Source organism: Bdellovibrio sp. MYbb2 (assembly GCF_056175685.1).
Genome location: NZ_JBJKJI010000004.1, coordinates 68,350 through 88,534, shown reverse-complemented (window position 1 = coordinate 88,534; position 20,185 = coordinate 68,350). Strand labels below are relative to the sequence as shown.

Below are 20,185 nucleotides of genomic sequence, written 5' to 3'. Positions count from 1 at the left end.
TGTGGTTACTGATGGAATTTTAAAACGTTCAGTGCTGACCGGAATGATCGAGGGGCAATCCACGATCAGTCCGCGCGGCGCCAAAATGAAAAGGCAGATCGCTGCGGATCTATTGTTGACTGCACTGATTGATGCTTTCTCTATTCTTGTGATCTTCCTTCTGATGAATTTCTCCAGTACGGGCGACATTCTGATGATCGGCAAGGGGCAGGAACTTCCTAAAGCGCACATGGCTGACGTACTGGAAAGAAATCCGGTTATCAAAGTTGAAGACGGCAAAATCTTCATTGAGGACAAACTGGTGAATGCCAACACGATCACCGCCGAGCTGCTTGAAATCCGCAAAAAGTACCAGGAGCTGCATCCGAATACGGAGTTCCCGGGAACCGCGACCATCCAGGCGGATCGTCGTGTGAAGTACGACTTCCTGAACCAGATTATTCTGGGCATGAATCAAGCGGGCTACAGCGATATCAAGTTTGCCGTAGTTATGAAGTAACTCATGAAGTAATTCATGAAGTAATTCATGAAATAGGCATTCAGTAAAATCTGCCAAGTAGTTTAGAGACAGAGGGGGTCTCGACAATGAAAAAAGGACTTTTAATTTTCTCCATGACTGTTGGGGTGGCTGCGGCCCCTCACGCCATGGCCTCGGGGTCGACTCAAGACCTTCTGATCCAAAAACTGACTCAAGTGCAATTGGGCTTGGCGCCGGCAGATCCGGCCCGGGCCGCTGTGCTTTTGCGCCTGGCCGATCTTCACGCTGAACGCAGTCGCCAGCTTTCCATGAAGGAACTTGCTGACGGCTGCACGGTTTGTACCGCCGGTGGCAAAGACCGTGATAAAGCACTGACTTATTATACAGAAGCACTTGCCAAAGTTCCTCCCACTTCCGTGGCGAAGGTTCACTTGCAAATGGGCCACCTGTACGAGCTTCAAGGCCGTAATGACCTTGCGGAAAAAAGCTATCAGGCCATGCTTGCCAATGCTGGCATGACCACGGCAATTGAGATGGCTGAAGCCAATCTGTCTTTGGCGGAAATGGCTTTCCGTCAGTCTGACTTTGCAAAAGCTGCGGGTTTGTATGACAAGGTTCTGGCAACTGAAGGGGCGAGCTCTCAAGGTTTGGCGGCATACCGCCGTGCCTGGTGCTCTTTCCGTCAGGGGAACATGGATGCTTCTATCGCTCAGCTTCAGGTTATTCTGAAGAATCCGAAATTGCAGTCCCGCATGGCGGCTTCCCGTGGTGTGGCTGATGTGCAGTTCCTGGAAGAAGTTTCCCGCGATATGGCGACCTTCATGGCCGCGCGCGGAATCAAGGACGGCGATGCAGAAACTCTGTACAGCCTTTCTCCGGAACAGTTCAAGCTGCAACAGGTGACGATGCTGGCCCGCGAAGGCTTGCGTCTGGGACAAAAAGACCAGGCTTTGAAAACCTGGGACTATGTTTACCAAAAACAAAGCGATCCAAAAATGCGTCTGGAAGCCCAGGTGCGTATGGCGCAGTTGAACTTCGATCTTAAAAACACTTCAGCTGCGGCAAAATCCTATCAGACGGCTTTGGGCCTTTGGGGCGCTACTGATTGTACGGCTGCGACCTGCGAAGAATCAGCCAAAGGTCTTCGTCAATTCATCGTGGGCTGGAACCGTCTGGAAAACAGCAAGCCAAGTGCAGAGCTTTTGACGGCGTACCAGGAATATTTCCAGGTGTTTGCTGAAGATGAAGACATGTATGTTTGGGGTGCTCAGGCCGCGGCGACAGCAGGCAGCTATGCCCAGGCGGCGCAGTGGACTGCATTGGCGAACAAAGTGATCCTGGCTAAATACAATGTTGAAAAAGATGCGGCAGCTAAAAAATCCCAAGCTGAAAAGCTTGAGAAGAACCTGCTTTTGGGCATCGAAAATGCTGAAAAATCCAAAGATGCAAGTCTGTTGGTTGCGGCTCAGGATGGCTATCTTCAGAACTCGGTTCTGAAACAGAAGTCCTTCGATGTTCAATATCAGAAGACCTATGCGATCTATCAGAAAGGCGACTATGCCGTTGCGGCGGACCAGTTGAAACAACTGGCTTTGAACACGCAAGGCAGTGCTGCGATTCGTACACAAGCTGCGGAACTTTCTCTGGATGCTTTGGCATTGCTGAAAGACGACGCTCGCATTATGGCATGGTCCGCAGAATACGCGGGCAAGTTTGCTGATAAAAAAGCGGACTTCCAGCAAATCCAGCAAAAATCCATCCTGACTCAGTCTGCGAAACTGGCGGAAAACCAGCCGGAACAGGCTTTGGCTGCTTTGGGTTCTTTCCATGCGGCTTCGGCAAGTGCTGAAGACCGCAAGGTTTACCTGAAGAACAAGATTCTTCTGAGTGAAAAACTGAACAAGATCACCGAAGCCCGCGTGGCGATCGAGGATCTTTTGCGTGAAAAGACTTTGACTGCAGAAGAGCGTGAATTCGCCCTGGGCCGCAAAGTCTGGTTCGCAGAACTGGAACTGGATTTTGCGACTGCTTTGAAGACGGCAGAACAAATGAATTTTGCCGGTCTGTCGGCGGATGACAAAGTCCTGAAGCTTGCGATGTATTCCGAGCTGGCGGATAAAGACCCGCAGCAGTACTATTCCCAGTATTTGAAACAGTCCAAGGATGACAGCAAAAAGCCTTTGATTGCGTCCCAACTGATTCGTTTGTCGAAAAATCCGGTGAAGGATCTTGAGACTTACAAATTGTACTTTAAAAGCAACAACGGCCTTTATGCCCGTGCTGCTTTGGAAGTTTACGGTCGCACCAAAGACCGCAAAGCTTTGGATCTGGCGTTGAAGGAAAAAGGCGCCTCCAAACAGGATGCCTTTGTGATGATCGAAAAGATTGTCTTCCTGGCGGATCTGAAGGCGTTGAGTGCCCCGTTGGCGGCACACACTGTTGACACCAAAAACCAGAACACCATTGCGCTTGGCCTGAAGGCGCGCGTGAAGCTGCTTGAAAAAGCCGAAGCTTTGGCGAACCGTGCGATCAACACGGGTGATTGGTCTTCTCAGTTGCTGGCTCTTGACATGGTGGCGAAAGAAAACACGCGCTTCTATAATGAAGCCCTGTCTTTGCCAATGCCTGCGGGTTTGACTCCGGAACAGGAAAACGAATACCTGACGATCCTGTCCCAGCAGGTGGCTCCGAATCAGAATACGGCGATGATGGCTGAAACCAAAGTCAAAGAGTTCTGGGCACAAAGCGGTTCCCTGGAATCTTACAAAGCGTTTGCGACTCAGAACTCTGAGTGGGCGCAGTACACTTCCCAGGAAGTGGAAGCCGTAGCGGCAATCGCGCCAGAGGCTCAAAAAGCCACCTGGACTGCGGCGGTAGCCCAGATCAAAGCGGAGGAATCCGCACAAACAAAACCAACTCTGGTCGAGCTTGAAAAAGCCCGCACCAACTTGAAGCAGAATCCATTCGTGGCCAGCGCCATCGAAGAGGCTCTGGTTCTTGAGAAAAAAGCCCAGCGCAAATCCATGGTGGAATACCTGGAAGGCCGTCTGGCGACTCTGGCTAAGAAAGACACCGAAGTGAAGGAGAAGCAGCAATGATGAAATACGTATTGATGATGCTTGTGATGGCAGGCTCCGTCCAGGCGGCTCCTGAAAAAGCAGCATCTGATAAAATGGCACCCAAAAAGAATCAGGACGTGAACTTCGAAGACCTTCTGGTCAGCGGTCAGTATCACTTTTCTGATGAAGCTGTGACCACGGTGGAAGAGGACAAAGTTCTGAACAGCCTTATCGGCGTCAGAGCAGACTTCAAGGATCGCATGAAACAATCTGCGACCCTTGGTGAGGTGAAAAATCCATGAGTTTAAGACTGGTAATTGAAGACAATTTGGGCAATGTGACCCGCCAGATTCCGGTGACGGAGAAAAAAGCGCAGGTGATTCAGCGCTTTGACACCAAACGCCTGGAAGTTGTGACCAACACAGCGGCTCTGGATAAAAACAAAATCAAGTTCTCGGTCATCGCCGACCTTGATTTTGATGAAATGAAAGACAAGAAGGTCCAGCTGGGCAAATTCGGTTCGATGCGCCTGGTGAAGGAAGTCAAAGCCGTTCCCGCGGATCTGCTGGTTCGCACTGACGACAAAAAAGATCTGAAAGCTTCCGTGATGATGGCGATTGCCATCTTGTTGTTGCTTCTTTCCATCTTCAAGCTGGCTCCGAAAGAAAACGCGAAGGTGACTGAACAGCTAAAGCAGGAAGTCGTGAAGATCGTTCAGGCCAAAGAACAGCACAAACGCACTGTGGCTCCGACCACGAATATGATGGCGGATCCAACGGCAACCAAGATGCCGGTAAAACGTGCGGAACTGGTGAAGCGTTCCGGTGCTTTGTCTGCCTTGGGCAGCCTTCGTTCCGGCAAGCAGCGTGGCGGTTTGAATCTGGGTGCAGTCAACACCACAGCCGGTGTCGGCTTGGGTGGCACTGGCGGCAGCGGTGGTGTGCAGACGTCTTTGTACGGCAAAGGCATCACGTCGGCTCCGTTGGGCCCTGGAGCTAACATTGCCGGTGGTGGCGGTTACGGCACCAAAGGTAAAGGCGGCGGTCAGGCTGGTTACGGCAGCTTGTCTCTGGTGGGATCTGCGGGCGGTGCTCCGGTTCCATTGGGTGCCGAAGCTGAAGTGGCACAAGGTCTGGATCGTTCTGCGATTGATGAAGTCATCCGTCGCAACCTGGGGCAGGTTCGTTTCTGTTACGAGCAGGCCCTGCAGGGGACTCCAAGCTTAAGTGGTCGTGTGGCGATGGGCTTTACCATCGGCGGCAACGGTTTGGTGAAGTCCGCGTCTGTGGAAAGCTCTTCCATGGCGAATAAAGGTGTTGAAGATTGTATTACCATGCGTTTGAAAACCTGGAAGTTCCCACTGCCTCAAGGGGGCGTGGATGTAAAAGTAACTTATCCATTTGTTTTGCGCAGACAAGGTCAGGGGTAAAAAATGAAAGTATTGTTGGCACTATTGACCAGCGTTTTGTTCCTTACTGCTTGCGAAATGCAGCAGGATCCATTGGCAAATGCTTCCGATCAGGTTCGTAACGGACACCTGCCGGACACTAATAAACCGGTTCCGGAAAAACCAATTCCGCAGGATGGACTATTGGTGGATGCGCCAGAACGTGTGAACGCTCGCGTGGGTTCTGAAGTTCAGTTCAAAGTCGGCGGCCGCGTGATGGTTCCGGGCGTGACTTTCAAAATGATGGTTCTGAATCTGGCGGATTTCCCGGGTGCAAAATTTGATGAAAGCACCGGAGAGTTCTTCTGGACTCCATCAAAAGCTTTGCTTGGCAGCCTGCCGAATCTGGCGATGAGCCTGAAGGTGGTTCTGGCGACCGACTCCACTCCGACTCATCCGACTGTGTCAGTAAGAAATCATGAAGTTCGTTTCTTCATCGAAAACACTTACACCAAGCCGATCGTGAACACGATCGAAGGCAGCACGGGCGTTTTGATCGCTGGCAAAACCTACGAAATGACTGTGACCCTTGAAGATATCGACGCTTACGCAAAAGAAAACGTGTCCGTACAGGTGCGTGACTGTGCCGTCAGCTATTCCACTGATTCCATCTCTCACTTTGTTGAAGTGAAGAACATCAGGGATGTGACTGGTTCCACTGGCAAGTACACCGGCACTGTGGTTGTGAATCTGAACAACGCAGACACTCTGGCATACGGTACTTACTGCTTTGGCCTGGTGGCGGTTTCCAAGCACGGCGTGCCGTCTGACTTCTACAAACGTGAAGTGACTGTTGAGCCGCGTTTGCGTCCGACAAAAATGACCATGGAAACACTTCCGAACCTGACTGCGGGTGAATCCATGCAGGTGGCGTTCTCTATCTATGATCCGGCGAACTTTGCCAACATCCGCCTGGTTTCCATGGACGATGTGGCAACATCTTTGCCTGGCAGCTCTTTGACCTGCAAAAAAGCTTATGGCAGCAGCTCTCAGCTGGATTGCGCTGGTTTGATCAAAACGGATGCGACGACGGCAGCAAAAACTTTGACTGTGACTATCAAGGTCGAAAGTGTTTCCCCGCGCTCCATCCAGACCGCAACCAACACTCACAATCTTCGTATCAACGTAAAGGCGGCTAATCCATGAAATCAGTAAGCATTATCTTTGCTCTTCTTTTGTCTTCTGTTTCCTATGCTCAGGTCGAGCAGGAAGTGGATTCTTTTGGTGGCAACGAGGCTTTGTACATGAAAGCCAAAGCCCTGAACCCGGAAGTTGAAAATGAAGTGGTGCAAAACCGTTTCATCAACCGCACCAAGCGTGTGGAACTGGCGCCGGAGTTTTCCGGAGTGTTCGGCGGGGATTCTTACAATAAAACCAACAACGTGGGTCTGAACGCTCACTACCACATCAATCCAAGCTGGAGTGTGGGTGTGAAATACAACTATTCCTTCAACACTCTGACTCCGGAAGGCAAGGCGATGGTTTCCAAAGCCGACCAGGCGGCGGCAGCCAACCCGAAGGATCCACAATACCTGTTCCCTCAGGTTGTTTATCCAAAGTCTGAAACGCTGGGTCTTGTGAACTGGTATCCGGTTGTGGGGAAACTCAGCTTCGGGAAATTGGGTGTGGCGCACTTCGACACCTACCTGACTGCGGGTTATGGCCAGATGGAGCTTTCCACCGGAACTTCTCCAGCGGCGACTTTGGGTGTGGGCTTCGGCTTCTGGCTGAGCAACAACCTGACGACTCGTATCGAGTACCGTGCTCAACAGTACAAAGCTGAGTACTACGACAAAACAGAAAACATGATGACAAACGTTGCCTCTGTGCAAATGGGTTGGATGCTATGATGTTGATTAAATCCTTGACAGTGGCTTCTTTGCTGGTGGGTGTGAACAGCGTCGCTCTTGCTGAAGACGACCTGATGAGCATCCTTGAAGGCAAAACAAGCACTGCCCAAGCTCAGTTCGTGGAAAGCGAAGAAGTGGCCAAGCTGAAAAAAGCGGTGAACCCGTCTTCAGCTGAGCAGAACATCTTCTTCCAGTTCCTGGTTGAAAAGAATTATGAAAAAGCCCTGTTCCAGTGGAGCCAGGCTTTCAATCAGTCCGCTTTCCAGATGACGGAAACAGGCAAGGCGCTTGAAGCTTTCCTGAACTACAAAAACGGTCTGAAGCTGACAGGCGTGGAAAACCTTTTGGCAATTTCCAATCCTGAAAAGATTGATGCCACCGTGATCAGTCTTTGGAAAGAAAATCTGAACGACAAGGATCCGGTCTGGGGCATGGCTCAGGTGACGTGGAACCCTTATTGGACTCAAGTTTTCGGTCAGGCAGCGGAAATGGCCGTGGTTCTGCAAAAAAGCTATGTCACCGAAGACATCGCAGCTTTGACAGAGCTGATCAAGAAGACCCCGGTTGATTCCAAGGAAAGAAACATCCTGCAATGGCAGCTGGTTCTGAATCTTGGGATCAAAGGTGATTCTTCCAAAGCCGCACAGGTTCTGGCGCATTTGATGAAAGCCAAAAACAACCCGATCGACAAGGATCTGATGACCCTGACGGCGGGCCGTTTGCTTTATCAAAACGGATTCCTAGATGCATCTTTGAAGTACTACGAAAAGATCACCAAGAAATCGGATTACTGGTTCCAGGCACAGGAAGAAATGGCCTGGGCTTACATGAGAAAAGGCGAGCCGCAAAACGCAATGGCTTTGACCAAGACTTTGACTTACCCGCACTTCAAAGGCTGGGTGGGTATTGAGTCTTACCTGCTGAACTCTTTCACCAGTCTGAAGGTGTGTGACTATACGGGCGTTCTGGCGACAATGAAGTCCATCAAAGGTCAGTTCGGCGAACACCTGATCGCACTTGAAAAACTAAGTGCCGATCCTCATCAACCGGCTGTGGCAAACCTGATGAAGGCTTTGGCGCAAGGTCCGGTGGGTACAGCGAAACTGGGTAAAGACGCTCATCTTTTGCCATCAGTGGCATCACGCGATGAGGTTTTGAACCTTTTGGTGAAAAGACATCAGTACATGAATCAAGAGGCGGATCTGGCGGAAAAGCTGTATGCGCGTTCTTTGACCTTCGGAAATCTGCAAGGTCAGTTTGAAACCCTGAAAAATCAGGTAAAAACCCGTGCAGACATGACCCAGGGTGCGGGTTATCAGCGCGTGCAGGAAATGGCTAAAGCCGAGCTTGAAGATTCCAAACAAGTGATGCAGCGTCTGCGCATTGTGGAAGTTGAGATGATCCAGCAGGTGGATTCTGCCAGCAAGTTCATCAAACACGCCGGTGCAGTTGAAACCAAAAAAGGTTCCACTGGTGCTTCTGGCAAGTACGCGATGAGCTTCTCCAACGACAAGGAAATCTGGTTCGACGAACTTTCCAATTTCAAAGTCGACGTGAAAAAGGGCTGTGCTAAAGACAGCGTGAAGGAGTAAGGATGAAGTCTTCAATCAAGGCTTTGAGCCTGCTGATGGCTTTTGCAATGGTAACAGCTTGTGGAAACGAATCCACGAAGCTGGTGCCCAAGGCCAAAATCAACAAAGAGGAAGTCTCTGAAAAACCGGCGGACTTTGCGATCTTCAATCCGAAGGTTGATATTCTGTTTGTCATTGATAACTCCGGCAGTATGGACGGGGCTCAGAATAACTTAAGCCGAAATGCCGCAGCCTTTGCTGATGGTATTTCCAAGGTGTCCATCCTTGATTACCACATCGGTGTTCTGACGACAGACATGTCCTGCAGTTATACCAATAAGCCCAATGCCTGCGGCAAACTGGTGGGGATTCCGTCCTTCGTGCAAAACACGACGCCGGACCTTGTCAGCACGCTGGCGCGCAAAATCATGGTGGGTACAGACGGGGATTATAACGAGATGATGTTCTCGCCGGTGATCTCGGCCTTGAGCCCGCCACTTGAGACCGGCATCAATGCGGGTTTCTATCGTCAGGACGCTTTCCTTGCGGTGATCTTTATCACGGATGCGAAAGAACAGTCGACGTTCTCGCCGAAGGACTTCCAGCAGTTCCTGAACACCAAGAAGGGTGATCCGAACAAAGTTCTTGCTTACGGTGCTATCAACAAACTGGCTGAACAACAGATCTGTCGTTCCAGCGAGGATCTTGACGGGAAACTTGAAGAATTCCTGGGTTCAGTTGTGAACGGCGATAAAGCGCAAACCAATGTTCTGAGTCTTTGTGCTCCGGACTATGGTGTGAAACTGGCGGAATTCGCCCGTGATATCGTTCGCCGTACAGCGGGCACTGTGAAGCTAAGCCGCACGCCGAATGAGAAAACCATCGTGGTGAAATACGGGACTCAAGTGATTCCAAACAGTGTGACGGAAGGTTGGGTTTACGAACCTGCGACTCGTTCCATTTTACTGGCTGAAGGTATCAAATGGGACTATCAGGGGCCGGGCGTTGGCTTGTCGATTGATTTCGAAGCCATCGATATTGAACAGCCATAGTCAAATTCAGTTAAGACCCCGGCAACTGGGGTCTTTGAATATGCATGAACTTAAAAAACCGACAGCAATGTCGGTTTTTTTGTTTTTAAGATATTTTTATTAGCTCAGCCGGTTCGTTATGAATGGATGACTTTTTCAATGGCAGAAAGAACCCGTTGAGTCGAGTTGCGGTTTTTGCCGATTTCAGCTCTGATTTCCTCTTTGATGTGCGGAATCTGTTCCTGCTGTTTTTTCATTCTTTGTAGTAGCACCGCGATGTCAGCCGGGGAATGAACCACCTGAACGATCATGCCGGATGAATAATTCTTTTTCTGATAGAACAAGGCCTCGCGATTGTTGCGATGATGTGGCCCCACCATGACTGGCAACCCTGCTGCCAAGGCTTCCATCACGCTGTGGACTTGTTTCTTGAAGGATCCGCCGATAAAGGCGATATCGGCCCAGGTATAAAGCTCGGCCAGAATACCGACCTGATCCACCAATAAAATACTTCCCGCCGGCCATTCTTCCGCCTGGGAATAACGGACATAGGAAAGTCCCAAAGCCTTCATCTGATTTTCCAGATGTTCCATGTGAGCCGGGGTGGTTTCGTGCGGCGCTAAAATCGCGCGCATGTAAATGCCCTTCATCTTTTCCAGGGCTGGCAGCAGAACCAGTTCGTCCTCACCCCAGGTGGAACCTGCGATAAAGACGAAATCTTCAGGGCTTGGGATCAGGTGGTTTTTCAGGGCCTTTGGATTTTCCAGACGGTGAAAGACCTGATCAAAACGGGTGTCACCGCTGACCAGCATCGGGACTTTCAGGCCCAGCGTATCCAGATTCTGAATGTCTTCAGCCGACACACAGTGAATTTCGGATAGATGATTCAAAGAATAACGGGTCAGATAACGGGTGATCCCTTTCAGGCGGGAAGAGTTATCCGCAAAGGTCGCCGAAAACAGCGCCGATGGAATACCCATTTTGTGAGTCACAGAAACCAGTACGGGCCACACGTCCGTGCGCGAGAAAAGCAAAACGCGCGGGTTCCAGCGTTTGATAAAGTCCTGCATCTGGAAATCCAGATCCCACGGAAGTGCGCACCATACGTCAACGTCGTGCAGGCTTTCCAGAATCTTTTTTGCTGACGGGGAAGAATACGTCACCAGCACCGGAATGTTCGGATGCTGTTTCTTGAGTTCACGGATCACCGGGCGGGCGTATTCGATTTCGCCACTGGCTGCGTGAATCCAGAACGGGCGATGTTTCGCAATTTCAGCTTCATTGCCGGTGATCTTGATTTTGTAAAAGCCTTTGTTCTTGTCCTCGATCATCTCGCGCAGTTTACCCTGCAGGAACGGGCGCAAAAGCTGTAACAGCAAATAAGCCAGAGGCACGATGGCGAACTTATAGAAATAGAAAATCAAAACGCTCATGGCTGGTTCCGCTGCAGCAGCTGTTTTAGTTCCATCGCCACTTGTTGTGGTGTGATGTCGACCAGACACTGGTGATATTTGAATTTATTCACGCAAGGGCCCTGACCGTGCTTGCTGCATGGACGGCACTTCAGTTCAATTTCAAGAATCTTGGTGGATGGACGCGACGGGAATCCAAACGGAGCCGGGCCCATCAGCGCAATGGTCTTTTGACCCAGTTGTTCGGCCACGTGCAAAAGACCTGTGTCGTTACTGATCAGCGCCGCAGACAAGCCCACAACGCTGGAGCTGACTTGCAAAGAGCATTTGCCGGCCAGATTCAAAACTCTTTCCGGGGCGGCGGCTTTGATGTCCTCGATAAAGGAATCTTCCGGTCCTCCCAACAGAACAAAGCGCTGATCCGGGCAAAGCAGAATCAGTTCCTGCCAGTATTCTTTCGGCCAGCGTTTTAAAAAGAACGCCGCTGACGGAGCTAATGCGACGGAACCGGCATAGTGCCCCAGAACTTCGCGCGCTTTTTGAAAGCTTTCTTCGCTGGGGAAGATTTGCGGAGCCGCCGGAGCTTTGCGAGAAATGCCCCAGGGTTGAAGTGGTTCCAGCAAATCGCGCTGGCCATTGAAGGGCATTTCGAAAGTGTTGATGCGGAATTTAAACAGCAGCAGACGCTTCCAGCGACGGATCGAACGGCGGATGAATTTCGGACCCACGCCCAGGATTCCCAGCGGACGCAAAATCCAGGAAATCACGCGTGAGCGCATGTTGTTGTGGGCGTCGTAAATGTGCGTGAAGCCTTCCTTGCGCATTTGCAGGCACAGCTTGATCAGGCCTGATAAGCCCGCCTTGCGGTCAAACTCCCAAATGCGTTGGATGTTGGGATGATTTTTCAGCAAAGGGGCCATGTCCTTGCGAGTCACCCAGTGGATCTCTGCATTCGGATAGGTTTCTTTGATAGCCGAAGGAACGCTCAAAGTCTGAACGACATCTCCAAAGCTGGAAAAGCGAATGATTAAAAATTTAGCACAATTAGGGTCCCGTACCAACATGGGACTAATCTATCAAAGGCGCCGAAAAAGGTCACTTGTTTAAAAGGTGGAAAGGGTATTCGCCTATAGGCGTTCTGGCCGGGCATGGGCATTGAAGTAAAGCTCATTGATGGGAGGCCCATGGCTTTCAAACAAGTCCCCGTTTTGGGGACCCTTTACACATCTTTAATCGGGTTCATGCTGCTGGTTTTGGCCCCGTTTTTTGCGTCTGCGCAGGTGCAGACCGAGATGCGTTTATTCTCAGATTCTTTCATCAGCCCGACCTTTGAGGCCGCGGAAAAGACCAATTATCAGTTTGTTGGAGCCCAGTTAAAAAGCGACACCTTCAGCGAGGCGCCATTTAAAATGGACGTTTCTGGTGGGGTGGCAATCGGTGCTCCGCTGTTGAATTACCTGAATATTTCCGAGTTCTATCTGGAAACGCGACTCAGTGAAACCGAGAATTTCTATATGGGTCGCAAAAAAATGCTGTGGAATGAGCTGGATGCCCGCTGGGATCTGGGTGTGTGGGAACCTCTATTCAAGTGGAATCCATTGAACGCCGAAAGCCAGGGTCTGACCGGAATATTCTGGCAGGTTGATAAGCCGTATTACACACTGTTGTTGTTTGCTTCGCCCATTTATATTCCGGATCAGGGGCCTAGTTTTGATATTGAAAATGGCAGCTTCGTGAAGGGGAACCCATGGTTCCGCCGTCCGCCAGAAAGCATTCGTATCTGGGAAGAAGCCACCGCCATTGATTATACTTTCGAAAAACCGTCAGAGACTGAAGTGGTCTTGCAAAATTCCTTTGGTCTGAAGCTGGCCTTTGGCGACCCGCAAGGGCTGCGCGGACAGCTGGCTTATACCTATAAACCATCCAATCAATTGGCCATCGGTTATGAAGGAAATCTGAATGTCGCCGAACTTAAAGGTGCGGTGAATCTGCAGCCTCAGGTCTTCTATCACTCGTTGGTGGGTGGCGATATCAGTTATAAGTCCGACCGTTTGCGCGTGGGTATCAGCGGCCTGTACGACAAGCCAAGTAAAGACGAGATTTTTGAAGAAAAGTGGACCCATCCGACATTTGAAGACGCCGTTTTGGTCAGCCCGTTTGTCGAGTGGACGAACTCTTATTTCGGCGTGGCCTTGCAGCACTTGGAAATCTATGGCGGTAAAGTCACTGAAGAGGGTGAACTTGCCAATGAAAACCGCGCGCCATTGATGACCCGTTACCCGTATCAGCAGGCAACGCAGTTGTCGTTGATGGGGAACTTCAGCTTCAAACGCACGAAGAAGCTGATCACCAAGGTCAGCTATACTCATTCCGAGAAAAACAAGTTTGATCTGATCCGTGTCAGCGCCAGATTCCGCCTGTCAGGCCTGTGGTCCTTCATTGGCGAAATGCAGATGGTGAAGGCGGAACCCGCAAGCCAGGAAAATCAAAACGATATCGCCCAATTCGAAAACAACGACCGCCTGATGTTAGGAGCCGCTTATGTCTTCTAAGCGAAACGGTCCTAAAAACCTCAACTCCGGCGTTGCTGCGTCGGCGCCGTACAAGAGTACGGCTTTCTCCTTGCGCCTTGGATTTGAGGCCTTTATGGCCATTTCTTGGCGTGTGGTTGGTTTTGTTTTGGTTGCTTCTTTTGGTCTGTCTTCTGTGGGCTGTAGTGACTTCTTGAATGGGAAGAAGGCTGAGCCGGAAGTGATTGAATTCTCGGATACTCGTTTTGCCTGTCTTCAGGTGATTCCACAGCATTTGGAAAAATTCTCGGTCGGTGAAGCCAAGGAATCAGAAATTCGTCAGGGCTTTGACTGTATGACGGATGCTTTGAATTACTTTAATAAAAAAACTTTTGGCTCTTTGGAAAACGCTTATACCGTCGAGGAAATGCGCCGGTTCTTTGGCAAGTACTTCCTGAAAAAGAACAACGTGACCCCGGAATTTGCGGCCGAGCTGATGAAAATCAAACGTGCGCTTTTGGGTGGATCCACCAGTCATATCACCAAAGACGAGATCGTGCGTCTGGTTGAAATCCTGGGGCTTTTGCGTGATGAATCCATCGAGCTGTCGCCGCACGTAAAATTGCTGTTGAATCAAAATCAGTCTGACAAAACCGAGTGGGAACAGATTTCCGCGGCCGTGGATCAGTTGCGCAGATCTTTGCAGCGTCTGCTGGAAAAAACCCAGATCGCCAAGTCTGATTACAGCTTCGAAGATGCCAAAAAAGCCTTGTCTGGCTTTGCCGAATTCATTCGCGGTGAAGAACCCTTTGCGCCTTACCAGAAATACAGTCAGTGGGTTCCGATGGTGGAATCCGTTAAAGTCGTATTGATGGGTCGTCGTGCGCATTTCGCCGGCCTTTATCAGTGGAGTGAAAGTCTTGATACTTTATTGGATCTGTACGAGCTGGCTTTGAAATATCATTATGTCATTGGTGATTTTGAATTCACGAATGCCGCCAAAGTCCGTCAGACCAGCCAGTTCCTGACGCAAGGGCTGGGATTGTTGTTGAACTCTCACCAGATGAAGACCTCGGGCCGCATTCCCGTGGAAGACATCGACAATCTGATCAATCAGATACTGCCTTCCGCGACCGACATGATTCAGCCGAAGTCTTTGATTAAGACCTATAAAGCCGTGCTGATGAAGATTCTGGATCCGGCGCGCGTGGCGGATTCCCGCAGCTTGCTGGGGCTTGAGAAAAAGCACATTATGAGCATCCAGCGTGAACTGAATATCTTCCGCCTGCATCAGAGCTTTATCGACAATATTCCGATGGCAGAGCTGGGTGGTGGAGTCACGCAAAAGCAGTTGATTGAATACTACAACAAGTTCAATAAATCCTATGTGATTGAAAAAGGTCTGACCGACGACGCCTTTGAACAAAAGGCTTTGGAAAACGCGTGGGCTGACATTGGCGACCTGATCAAGAATCCGACCATGGTGAATTTCAATGGTGACGGCCGTTTGATCATTTCTGCCACGGGCAATCAGACAAAACAAAGCTGGGCCGCTTTGACCAAGTTCAACTTGATGCGTGTTTTGTCGCGTATGCTGATGCTGGGTTATGCCGATAATGTCGGCGGCCGCCTTAGCCAGTCCCAGATGAGCGAAAAAGGTCTGGTGTCCTGGTATGAAGACTTCCAGGAACTGGGTTTGGATCTGAAGGCCTTTGACCCGCGCTCAGCGAATTCCGGTTCTCGCAGCTTCCTGGAGGCGAATTTCTTCACCTTCAGTGGTAACGGCAACGACGGCATGGACCAGAAAGAGACCTTTGAATTTGTGACGACGCTGTTCTCGGCCGGTCTTGGAACGTCCAATGCCGTGTCTGATCATATGAAGCTGGCTCAGTGCGCGATTGAGGAAAAAGACGTCTTTGGATTTAACTACTACAAAGAAGACTGCTTCCGTGAACAATTGCGCAAACACATTGGCGTGTATTTCGCGAACATGCCGGGCATGGTGAACTATGTGCGCGGATTGAATGCCGCGCAATGGAAGCAGTTCTTTGACTATGTCCTGGCAGCTTCAGTGACGCCAACTCAGCGTCCGGGCCTTATTGAAACCGCCAATGTGCGCACGATGGTCACGATTTTACACTACATTGAAACCATCATGGTGATTTACGACACTGACAACAACCAGGGCCTGTCCGTCGACGAAGTTTATGCCTCGGCGCCAAGATTTATGTCCTTCTTTAAAAAGGTGAATCCGGGCACCTACGAGTTCCTGATCAAGGAAGGTTTTGCGCATTTGGTGTTCTATGGCGAAATTCCGGGGGCGGGCGGCATTGCTGGCTTCCAGTTTAAAAAGATGTGGGGCATCGACGATGCCCAGCGCATGGAAATCGCCCGTCTTTTCGGCACCCTCAAGGACCAATTGAACAAGGTGGAAAACTAGGTTAGGCTCCGGAACATGCTGCGGCTTATTCTGGTGCTGACAATCTGTTTTGTGTCCTTTATGGCACAGGCTTCATCCTCGATGGATGAAGAGGTTCCTATTATTCTGCGCGAACCCGCGATGGAAATGCCAAAGCCCCAGCCCGAAGCCCGCGGGCGCATTGATTCCTTCATAGATAATAAGACCCTGCGTGTGATTACAACTGCCAGTGACTGGTACATTGGTGAAATGGTCGCCATTGAGTCCCAGACGCCTTCTGTAGGCATCGTCGGCTTTGTTGAAATTACTGGCATCGAGAACAAGCAAGACGGCACCTATGAGCTGATTTGCGAGCTTCAGCGCCAGTCCCGCATGAACTTTATCCAGATTGGCGATCAGGTCATGCATTTGGATTTAAGCTCTGAAAACAATCGTTATAAAGGCACTACCGACCTGATTATCAAAAAGGGCACGAAAGAAACCTCGTCCAAATACAAGCCTTTGTTCACCCAAGGTATTGCGGTGGGTGAGACGGCCGAAACCCTGTGGGAGGATGAATTCCTGATCACGTGGTTTGGTCAGGTGAACTATGGCTGGAAAGAGTGGCTGACGGTTTCTTCCATCATCCCGGCGGACATTCTGGGTGCCTACAATGCCACGATCAAAACGCGCTTGTATCAGTCCGCTTCCAACAACTTTGCCGGCGGTTTGAACTTTGCGCGCATTCCGAATGAAAACCGTTCGACCTTGAACTTGAATATCTATTGGGATTCGATTTCTTCCGAAAGTGTGGTTTCGCACACGCTTTTGTCCGTGGCCCTGTTCAGCTTTGAAGACGCCGCCAATGCCACCGCGATCAAGTCCCTGGGAACAAGCTCTTTCCAGACGGGCTATGAATTTATTCTCGACGACTGGGATCGCGTCTTGCTGGGGCCGTCGTACAACTTCGAATCCAAAGCTGTCGGGGGTTATCTCAGCTATGTTAAGATCTGGGACCAGTTCCATCTAAGCTTCTCGCTGAACTCGACCGACATCACCTCGCTAAAATACGCCCCGGAAGACGGCTACTACCTTTTATTCGATGCCTACTGGCGTTTCTGAGTGCAGCCAAGACCCCATCTGACGGCGTTGTCGTTCGGCCTGCTCGCTACGACGTGCCGAAAGCACGCCTTCGCTGCGCGGGCCTCCTCCGCCTTGCATCTGGGGCCTTGAAAAGGTGCCTGGTTGTTTTTTCTGGCGATGGTGCGTCGGCCAGTGTAGGTTGATCCCATGAGATTTTTCGTTGCAACACCATTGGATTTTGAAAAGTTGGCTTTGGCTGAAATGAAAGAAGTTTGGCCGTTCCTGTTGGGGAAAGACGCCAAACCTCACTCTTTGCCGTTCCCGGAAGTCACTGTGCTTGAGGGTGGTTTCGAGTTCGAGACGGAGTTGTTCATTGGGTTGCAGCTGAATTTTTTCCTGAAAACGGCCAATCGTATTTTACTGCGCATGACTTCGTTTAAGGCGAAAGATCTGCCCAAGTTCTATCAGAAATTCAAATCCCTGCCGTGGATTGATTTCCTGCCGCACGCCCATGTCGAGTGGGAAGTGGCTGCGCAAAAAAGTCGTCTGAATAATGAAAAGCGTCTGCAGGAAAGTGCCGAAGCGGCCCTGACAGAGTTGTTCAAAGGTGTTAAAGGCAAAGAAACCTGCGCCAGCATTTATATCCGCATGGATGATGACACCTGCACGATCAGCCTTGATTCCACGGGCGAGCATCTGCACAAGCGCGGCTGGGCGACACTTAAAGGTGAAGCTCCTTTGCGTGAAACTTTGGCGGCGATCCTGCTGAAAGAAATCATCGGTAACAGCAGCCCTGCGGAAACAGCTCAGATCACATTGTTGGATCCAATGATGGGTTCAGGCACCTTCCTGTGCGAGGCGCGCGCCCTGTGGGCCGGTCAGTTTGTCCGGGACTTTGCTTTCAAAAAATGGAAGCGCGCCCCGAAGCTTTTCCAGTCCTCCAGTTTTGCTCTGAATTACAAGCTGCCAGCAGCGCATCCTTTTAGGGCTTATGTGGGCTTGGATATTGATGCCGACATGATTCCGGCGGCGGAAGGAAACTTCAGTGAAGTCGAGCGTCAGCTTCAAGCCGTGCAAAAGGCGGCATTTGTGAAAGCGCCTCACAAGTTCATCCATGGCAATTCTTTGGAGGTCAGTGAGGATGTCGGGGCTTCGTGGCTGGTGGTAAATCCGCCCTACGGAGAACGTCTTCCGGTGGCTGGAAGCGGGGGCCTGAAGGCCCTGGCCAAGCTTCTCTGTGAGCGTCATAATCCCCTGAAGCTGGGTATTCTTTACCCTGAAAAAGAGCGCCTTGGGACGGTGCCAGCAGGCTATAAACTGCTTAAAGAGGTTAAAATCAACAATGGCGGCTTGCGCTGCCTGTTCACTGTTTTGACACGTCTGTAAATTTTCAGGAATTGGTTAGAATTATTGAAGGAATCGACGGACCCACTGGCGGAAAAGGTCCTTTCCGGCTACATTCCTTTTCCATGAAAACAGCCAAACTACTTTCAGTCCTATTTATTTCATCTGCACTTTTGACGACAGCCTGTACGCCGAAAGACGAAGCGGTTACTTCTGATGCCGTTCGTAAAAAAATCATCGCGCAGAACGAACGTAAGAACAATAAGAACAAAAAAGCCGGCCAACAGGGCTTTAAGTTCCAGTTTGGTTCTTTCTCCAGCACCACACTTATCGTAGGTAAGCAGCTGGAAGGTCTGGAAGTGCTTCGTTACGCTCTGGATTCCCAGGACGTTAACAAGTCTGTTTACAAGGCGGAAGTGACCAAGCGTGATGACGGTGGCGACACTGTGAAACTGGTGGCTGATAAAGTGGTTACAGCTTACACGACATCCAAAGGTGAATTCGCGAATACTTTGACTAAAACCTGGGACATCGATGTGACTTATGTTGATGGTCAGGTTGCGACGGTGAAAGCTGTTTCCAAAAAATCCCGCAATTCTCTGGATCAGAAGAATCTGGAAAAAACCTTCGTGAACATGAACGAAGACGAAGCAGTTGTTGAAGCCCTGAATGAAAACGGTGTTCTGAAAGTCAGCATCACTGCTAAAGGTGTTATCAATGGTCGTCTGAAAAACGCGGCGACACGCGAGCAGTATGAGTTCTCTGAAAAACTGGAAGTTTCTTTGGAAGAACTTCTGGCGGGCAAGGCCACAGTTAAAAAGGCTGATGCGAAACTGGACTACATCAAAGAAGAAGGCAAGAAACCTTGGACTTCCTCCATGAAGGCCGAAAAAATGTCTGTTGAGCTTCAGGGTCTTTGTAACGTGGCGATCTTTGATACCGTGATGAAGGGTAAAAACCCGAAGAACATGATCTCTACAGCTGAAGGCATTGAAGTAACTCAGTCCAGCTTCAAGTCCACTTACGGTGCTTGTGGCGCGCGTCCGACGATTGATCTTTCTTTGATGCTTATCTACTAGGTCCGTGCAACATATCAAGAATCTCTACACAATAGTGGACTTGCTGGAAAAGGCCGGGATGTCGACAGAAGCCCGGTCTCTTAAGGACGCCATTGAAGGAGCCTCAACCGGGGGCGAACTGGTTGGCGAAGCTCAAGTGGTCTTAAAGTCGCTTGATATTAATACCTTACCTGGAAATTTACAGGTTGCAGTAAATAAGGCGATACAAGAACTCAATAGTCTGGTTCGCTGGGAATAGAGTCTGAACAAAAAAAGCCGCGATCTTTGATCTGCGGCTTTTTATTTTTAAGAGACGTCTTTGATCATCTTTAGGATTTCTGCGCCTTTTTTGTCCAGGAGCTCTCCGGTTATATATCGATGCAGTATGCTTCCCATAAGAGTTTGATAGGGGATACCAAGCCGATCAGCTTCAGTTTTAAGATCAACCAGATCGTTGGTGTTGATGCGCATGCTGATAAGTGTCTTGCCCACCTCGTCTTTGGAGACAGTACGGCTTTTCTTTTGTTTCAGATTTTTAAGATCATATTCTTTCTTCATAAAATCCTCTTTCCTTGTCGGTGGCCCTGCGGGACGAGATAAGACGAATTGTATTGCCATGTACACGCTCACAAAAGGATGTCATCAGCAGGCGTCCTTTTAATGAGTACCCTAGCTTTAAAAAGCGATCCTCGGATTGGCTGTGAGGCTCGTCATAGAACTCCAGTGAATGGCTGTCTGACCAGCAGGTCTTCGCTTCGTCAAACCAGATGCCGTGCTTTTTGTGGTTAATCCTCTCTTTGGACGAGTTCCACTCGAATTCCAAAGCGACCTCCTTAGTGTAATACAATGTATATACTTTTTCAATAAGGAGATTTTGCAAGAAGTGGGGGAAGTGCGAGGAAGAATAGATTCGATTTGGGGAGCAGAATGGTGCGTGATTCGGC

18 protein-coding genes are annotated in these 20,185 nt (G+C 50.1%); 14 read left to right on the top strand and 4 right to left on the bottom strand.

The window, feature by feature from the left end; genetic code table 11:
* Nucleotide 1: 1 nt before the first annotated feature.
* The 8 genes from AC04MQ_RS17075 (at nucleotide 2) to AC04MQ_RS17040 (ending at nucleotide 9,457) form a co-directional block, all read left to right on the top strand.
* Nucleotides 2–499, top strand: coding sequence for an ExbD/TolR family protein (locus AC04MQ_RS17075; RefSeq protein ID WP_475392674.1), 498 nt, complete (start codon nucleotides 2–4; stop codon nucleotides 497–499).
* A gap of 86 nt (nucleotides 500–585) precedes the next feature.
* Nucleotides 586–3,576: a tetratricopeptide repeat protein gene (locus AC04MQ_RS17070; protein WP_015091449.1), complete on the top strand. Its 2,991-nt coding sequence runs from the start codon at nucleotides 586–588 to the stop codon at nucleotides 3,574–3,576.
* Nucleotides 3,573–3,839, top strand: coding sequence for a hypothetical protein (locus tag AC04MQ_RS17065; protein ID WP_011164794.1), 267 nt, complete (start codon nucleotides 3,573–3,575; stop codon nucleotides 3,837–3,839). The genes AC04MQ_RS17070 and AC04MQ_RS17065 overlap by 4 nt, the downstream gene beginning before the upstream one ends.
* Nucleotides 3,836–4,966: an AgmX/PglI C-terminal domain-containing protein gene (locus tag AC04MQ_RS17060; RefSeq protein WP_015091448.1), complete on the top strand. Its 1,131-nt coding sequence runs from the start codon at nucleotides 3,836–3,838 to the stop codon at nucleotides 4,964–4,966. The genes AC04MQ_RS17065 and AC04MQ_RS17060 overlap by 4 nt, the downstream gene beginning before the upstream one ends.
* 3 nt (nucleotides 4,967–4,969) lie before the next feature.
* Complete coding sequence (locus AC04MQ_RS17055; RefSeq protein ID WP_015091447.1) at nucleotides 4,970–6,130, top strand: hypothetical protein; 1,161 nt, start codon at nucleotides 4,970–4,972, stop codon at nucleotides 6,128–6,130.
* On the top strand, nucleotides 6,127–6,834 hold the full coding sequence (locus AC04MQ_RS17050) for an outer membrane beta-barrel domain-containing protein (RefSeq protein WP_088564943.1): 708 nt from the start codon (nucleotides 6,127–6,129) through the stop codon (nucleotides 6,832–6,834). The genes AC04MQ_RS17055 and AC04MQ_RS17050 overlap by 4 nt, the downstream gene beginning before the upstream one ends.
* Nucleotides 6,831–8,426 carry a tetratricopeptide repeat protein gene (locus tag AC04MQ_RS17045; protein ID WP_475392673.1) on the top strand — a complete coding sequence of 532 codons (1,596 nt, stop codon included), beginning with the start codon at nucleotides 6,831–6,833 and terminating at the stop codon, nucleotides 8,424–8,426. Before AC04MQ_RS17050 ends, AC04MQ_RS17045 begins: the two co-directional genes overlap by 4 nt.
* Nucleotides 8,427–8,428: 2 nt before the next feature.
* On the top strand, nucleotides 8,429–9,457 hold the full coding sequence (locus tag AC04MQ_RS17040) for a vWA domain-containing protein (RefSeq protein ID WP_475392671.1): 1,029 nt from the start codon (nucleotides 8,429–8,431) through the stop codon (nucleotides 9,455–9,457).
* A gap of 116 nt (nucleotides 9,458–9,573) precedes the next feature.
* Here AC04MQ_RS17040 and AC04MQ_RS17035 read toward each other — a convergent pair whose 3' ends face one another.
* The gene (locus AC04MQ_RS17035) at nucleotides 9,574–10,869 is read right to left on the bottom strand and encodes a 3-deoxy-D-manno-octulosonic acid transferase (RefSeq protein ID WP_475392670.1); all 1,296 of its coding nucleotides are present in this window, start codon (nucleotides 10,867–10,869) and stop codon (nucleotides 9,574–9,576) included.
* Nucleotides 10,866–11,912: a glycosyltransferase family 9 protein gene (locus tag AC04MQ_RS17030; RefSeq protein WP_475392669.1), complete on the bottom strand. Its 1,047-nt coding sequence runs from the start codon at nucleotides 11,910–11,912 to the stop codon at nucleotides 10,866–10,868. The genes AC04MQ_RS17035 and AC04MQ_RS17030 overlap by 4 nt, the downstream gene beginning before the upstream one ends.
* Before the next feature lie 120 nt (nucleotides 11,913–12,032).
* Here AC04MQ_RS17030 and AC04MQ_RS17025 point away from each other — a divergent pair, with 120 nt between their 5' ends.
* The 6 genes from AC04MQ_RS17025 to AC04MQ_RS17000 all read left to right on the top strand — a co-directional run bounded on the left by AC04MQ_RS17025 (nucleotide 12,033) and on the right by AC04MQ_RS17000 (nucleotide 19,500).
* On the top strand, nucleotides 12,033–13,400 hold the full coding sequence (locus AC04MQ_RS17025) for a hypothetical protein (RefSeq protein WP_475392668.1): 1,368 nt from the start codon (nucleotides 12,033–12,035) through the stop codon (nucleotides 13,398–13,400).
* Nucleotides 13,390–15,798, top strand: a complete 2,409-nt coding sequence (locus AC04MQ_RS17020; protein ID WP_475392667.1) for a hypothetical protein — start codon at nucleotides 13,390–13,392, stop codon at nucleotides 15,796–15,798. The genes AC04MQ_RS17025 and AC04MQ_RS17020 overlap by 11 nt, the downstream gene beginning before the upstream one ends.
* A gap of 15 nt (nucleotides 15,799–15,813) precedes the next feature.
* Entirely contained in the window at nucleotides 15,814–16,878 is a 1,065-nt protein-coding gene (locus AC04MQ_RS17015) for a hypothetical protein (protein WP_475392666.1), read from the top strand.
* Between the two features lie 168 nt (nucleotides 16,879–17,046).
* Entirely contained in the window at nucleotides 17,047–18,225 is a 1,179-nt protein-coding gene (locus AC04MQ_RS17010; RefSeq protein ID WP_080602389.1) for a THUMP domain-containing class I SAM-dependent RNA methyltransferase, read from the top strand.
* A gap of 83 nt (nucleotides 18,226–18,308) precedes the next feature.
* Entirely contained in the window at nucleotides 18,309–19,262 is a 954-nt protein-coding gene (locus AC04MQ_RS17005; RefSeq protein WP_015091437.1) for a hypothetical protein, read from the top strand.
* 4 nt (nucleotides 19,263–19,266) lie between these two features.
* Nucleotides 19,267–19,500 carry a hypothetical protein gene (locus tag AC04MQ_RS17000; RefSeq protein ID WP_148278813.1) on the top strand — a complete coding sequence of 78 codons (234 nt, stop codon included), beginning with the start codon at nucleotides 19,267–19,269 and terminating at the stop codon, nucleotides 19,498–19,500.
* Between the two features lie 47 nt (nucleotides 19,501–19,547).
* Here AC04MQ_RS17000 and AC04MQ_RS16995 read toward each other — a convergent pair whose 3' ends face one another.
* Together AC04MQ_RS16995 and AC04MQ_RS16990 are read right to left on the bottom strand one after the other, a co-directional pair.
* The gene (locus AC04MQ_RS16995; RefSeq protein WP_015091436.1) at nucleotides 19,548–19,799 is read right to left on the bottom strand and encodes a hypothetical protein; all 252 of its coding nucleotides are present in this window, start codon (nucleotides 19,797–19,799) and stop codon (nucleotides 19,548–19,550) included.
* Nucleotides 19,783–20,064, bottom strand: a complete 282-nt coding sequence (locus tag AC04MQ_RS16990) for a BrnT family toxin (protein ID WP_041577746.1) — start codon at nucleotides 20,062–20,064, stop codon at nucleotides 19,783–19,785. The genes AC04MQ_RS16995 and AC04MQ_RS16990 overlap by 17 nt, the downstream gene beginning before the upstream one ends.
* Nucleotides 20,065–20,185 lie beyond the last annotated feature (121 nt).

Coding starts and splice junctions, on each gene's coding strand:
- AC04MQ_RS17070 (WP_015091449.1), top strand. CDS start 586: ATGAAAAAAGGACTTTTAATTTTCTCCATGACTGTTGGGGTGGCTGCG.
- AC04MQ_RS17065 (WP_011164794.1), top strand. CDS start 3,573: ATGATGAAATACGTATTGATGATGCTTGTGATGGCAGGCTCCGTCCAG.
- AC04MQ_RS17060 (WP_015091448.1), top strand. CDS start 3,836: ATGAGTTTAAGACTGGTAATTGAAGACAATTTGGGCAATGTGACCCGC.
- AC04MQ_RS17055 (WP_015091447.1), top strand. CDS start 4,970: ATGAAAGTATTGTTGGCACTATTGACCAGCGTTTTGTTCCTTACTGCT.
- AC04MQ_RS17050 (WP_088564943.1), top strand. CDS start 6,127: ATGAAATCAGTAAGCATTATCTTTGCTCTTCTTTTGTCTTCTGTTTCC.
- AC04MQ_RS17045 (WP_475392673.1), top strand. CDS start 6,831: ATGATGTTGATTAAATCCTTGACAGTGGCTTCTTTGCTGGTGGGTGTG.
- AC04MQ_RS17040 (WP_475392671.1), top strand. CDS start 8,429: ATGAAGTCTTCAATCAAGGCTTTGAGCCTGCTGATGGCTTTTGCAATG.
- AC04MQ_RS17035 (WP_475392670.1), bottom strand. CDS start 10,869: ATGAGCGTTTTGATTTTCTATTTCTATAAGTTCGCCATCGTGCCTCTG.
- AC04MQ_RS17030 (WP_475392669.1), bottom strand. CDS start 11,912: ATGTTGGTACGGGACCCTAATTGTGCTAAATTTTTAATCATTCGCTTT.
- AC04MQ_RS17025 (WP_475392668.1), top strand. CDS start 12,033: ATGGCTTTCAAACAAGTCCCCGTTTTGGGGACCCTTTACACATCTTTA.
- AC04MQ_RS17020 (WP_475392667.1), top strand. CDS start 13,390: ATGTCTTCTAAGCGAAACGGTCCTAAAAACCTCAACTCCGGCGTTGCT.
- AC04MQ_RS17015 (WP_475392666.1), top strand. CDS start 15,814: ATGCTGCGGCTTATTCTGGTGCTGACAATCTGTTTTGTGTCCTTTATG.
- AC04MQ_RS17010 (WP_080602389.1), top strand. CDS start 17,047: ATGAGATTTTTCGTTGCAACACCATTGGATTTTGAAAAGTTGGCTTTG.
- AC04MQ_RS17005 (WP_015091437.1), top strand. CDS start 18,309: ATGAAAACAGCCAAACTACTTTCAGTCCTATTTATTTCATCTGCACTT.
- AC04MQ_RS16995 (WP_015091436.1), bottom strand. CDS start 19,799: ATGAAGAAAGAATATGATCTTAAAAATCTGAAACAAAAGAAAAGCCGT.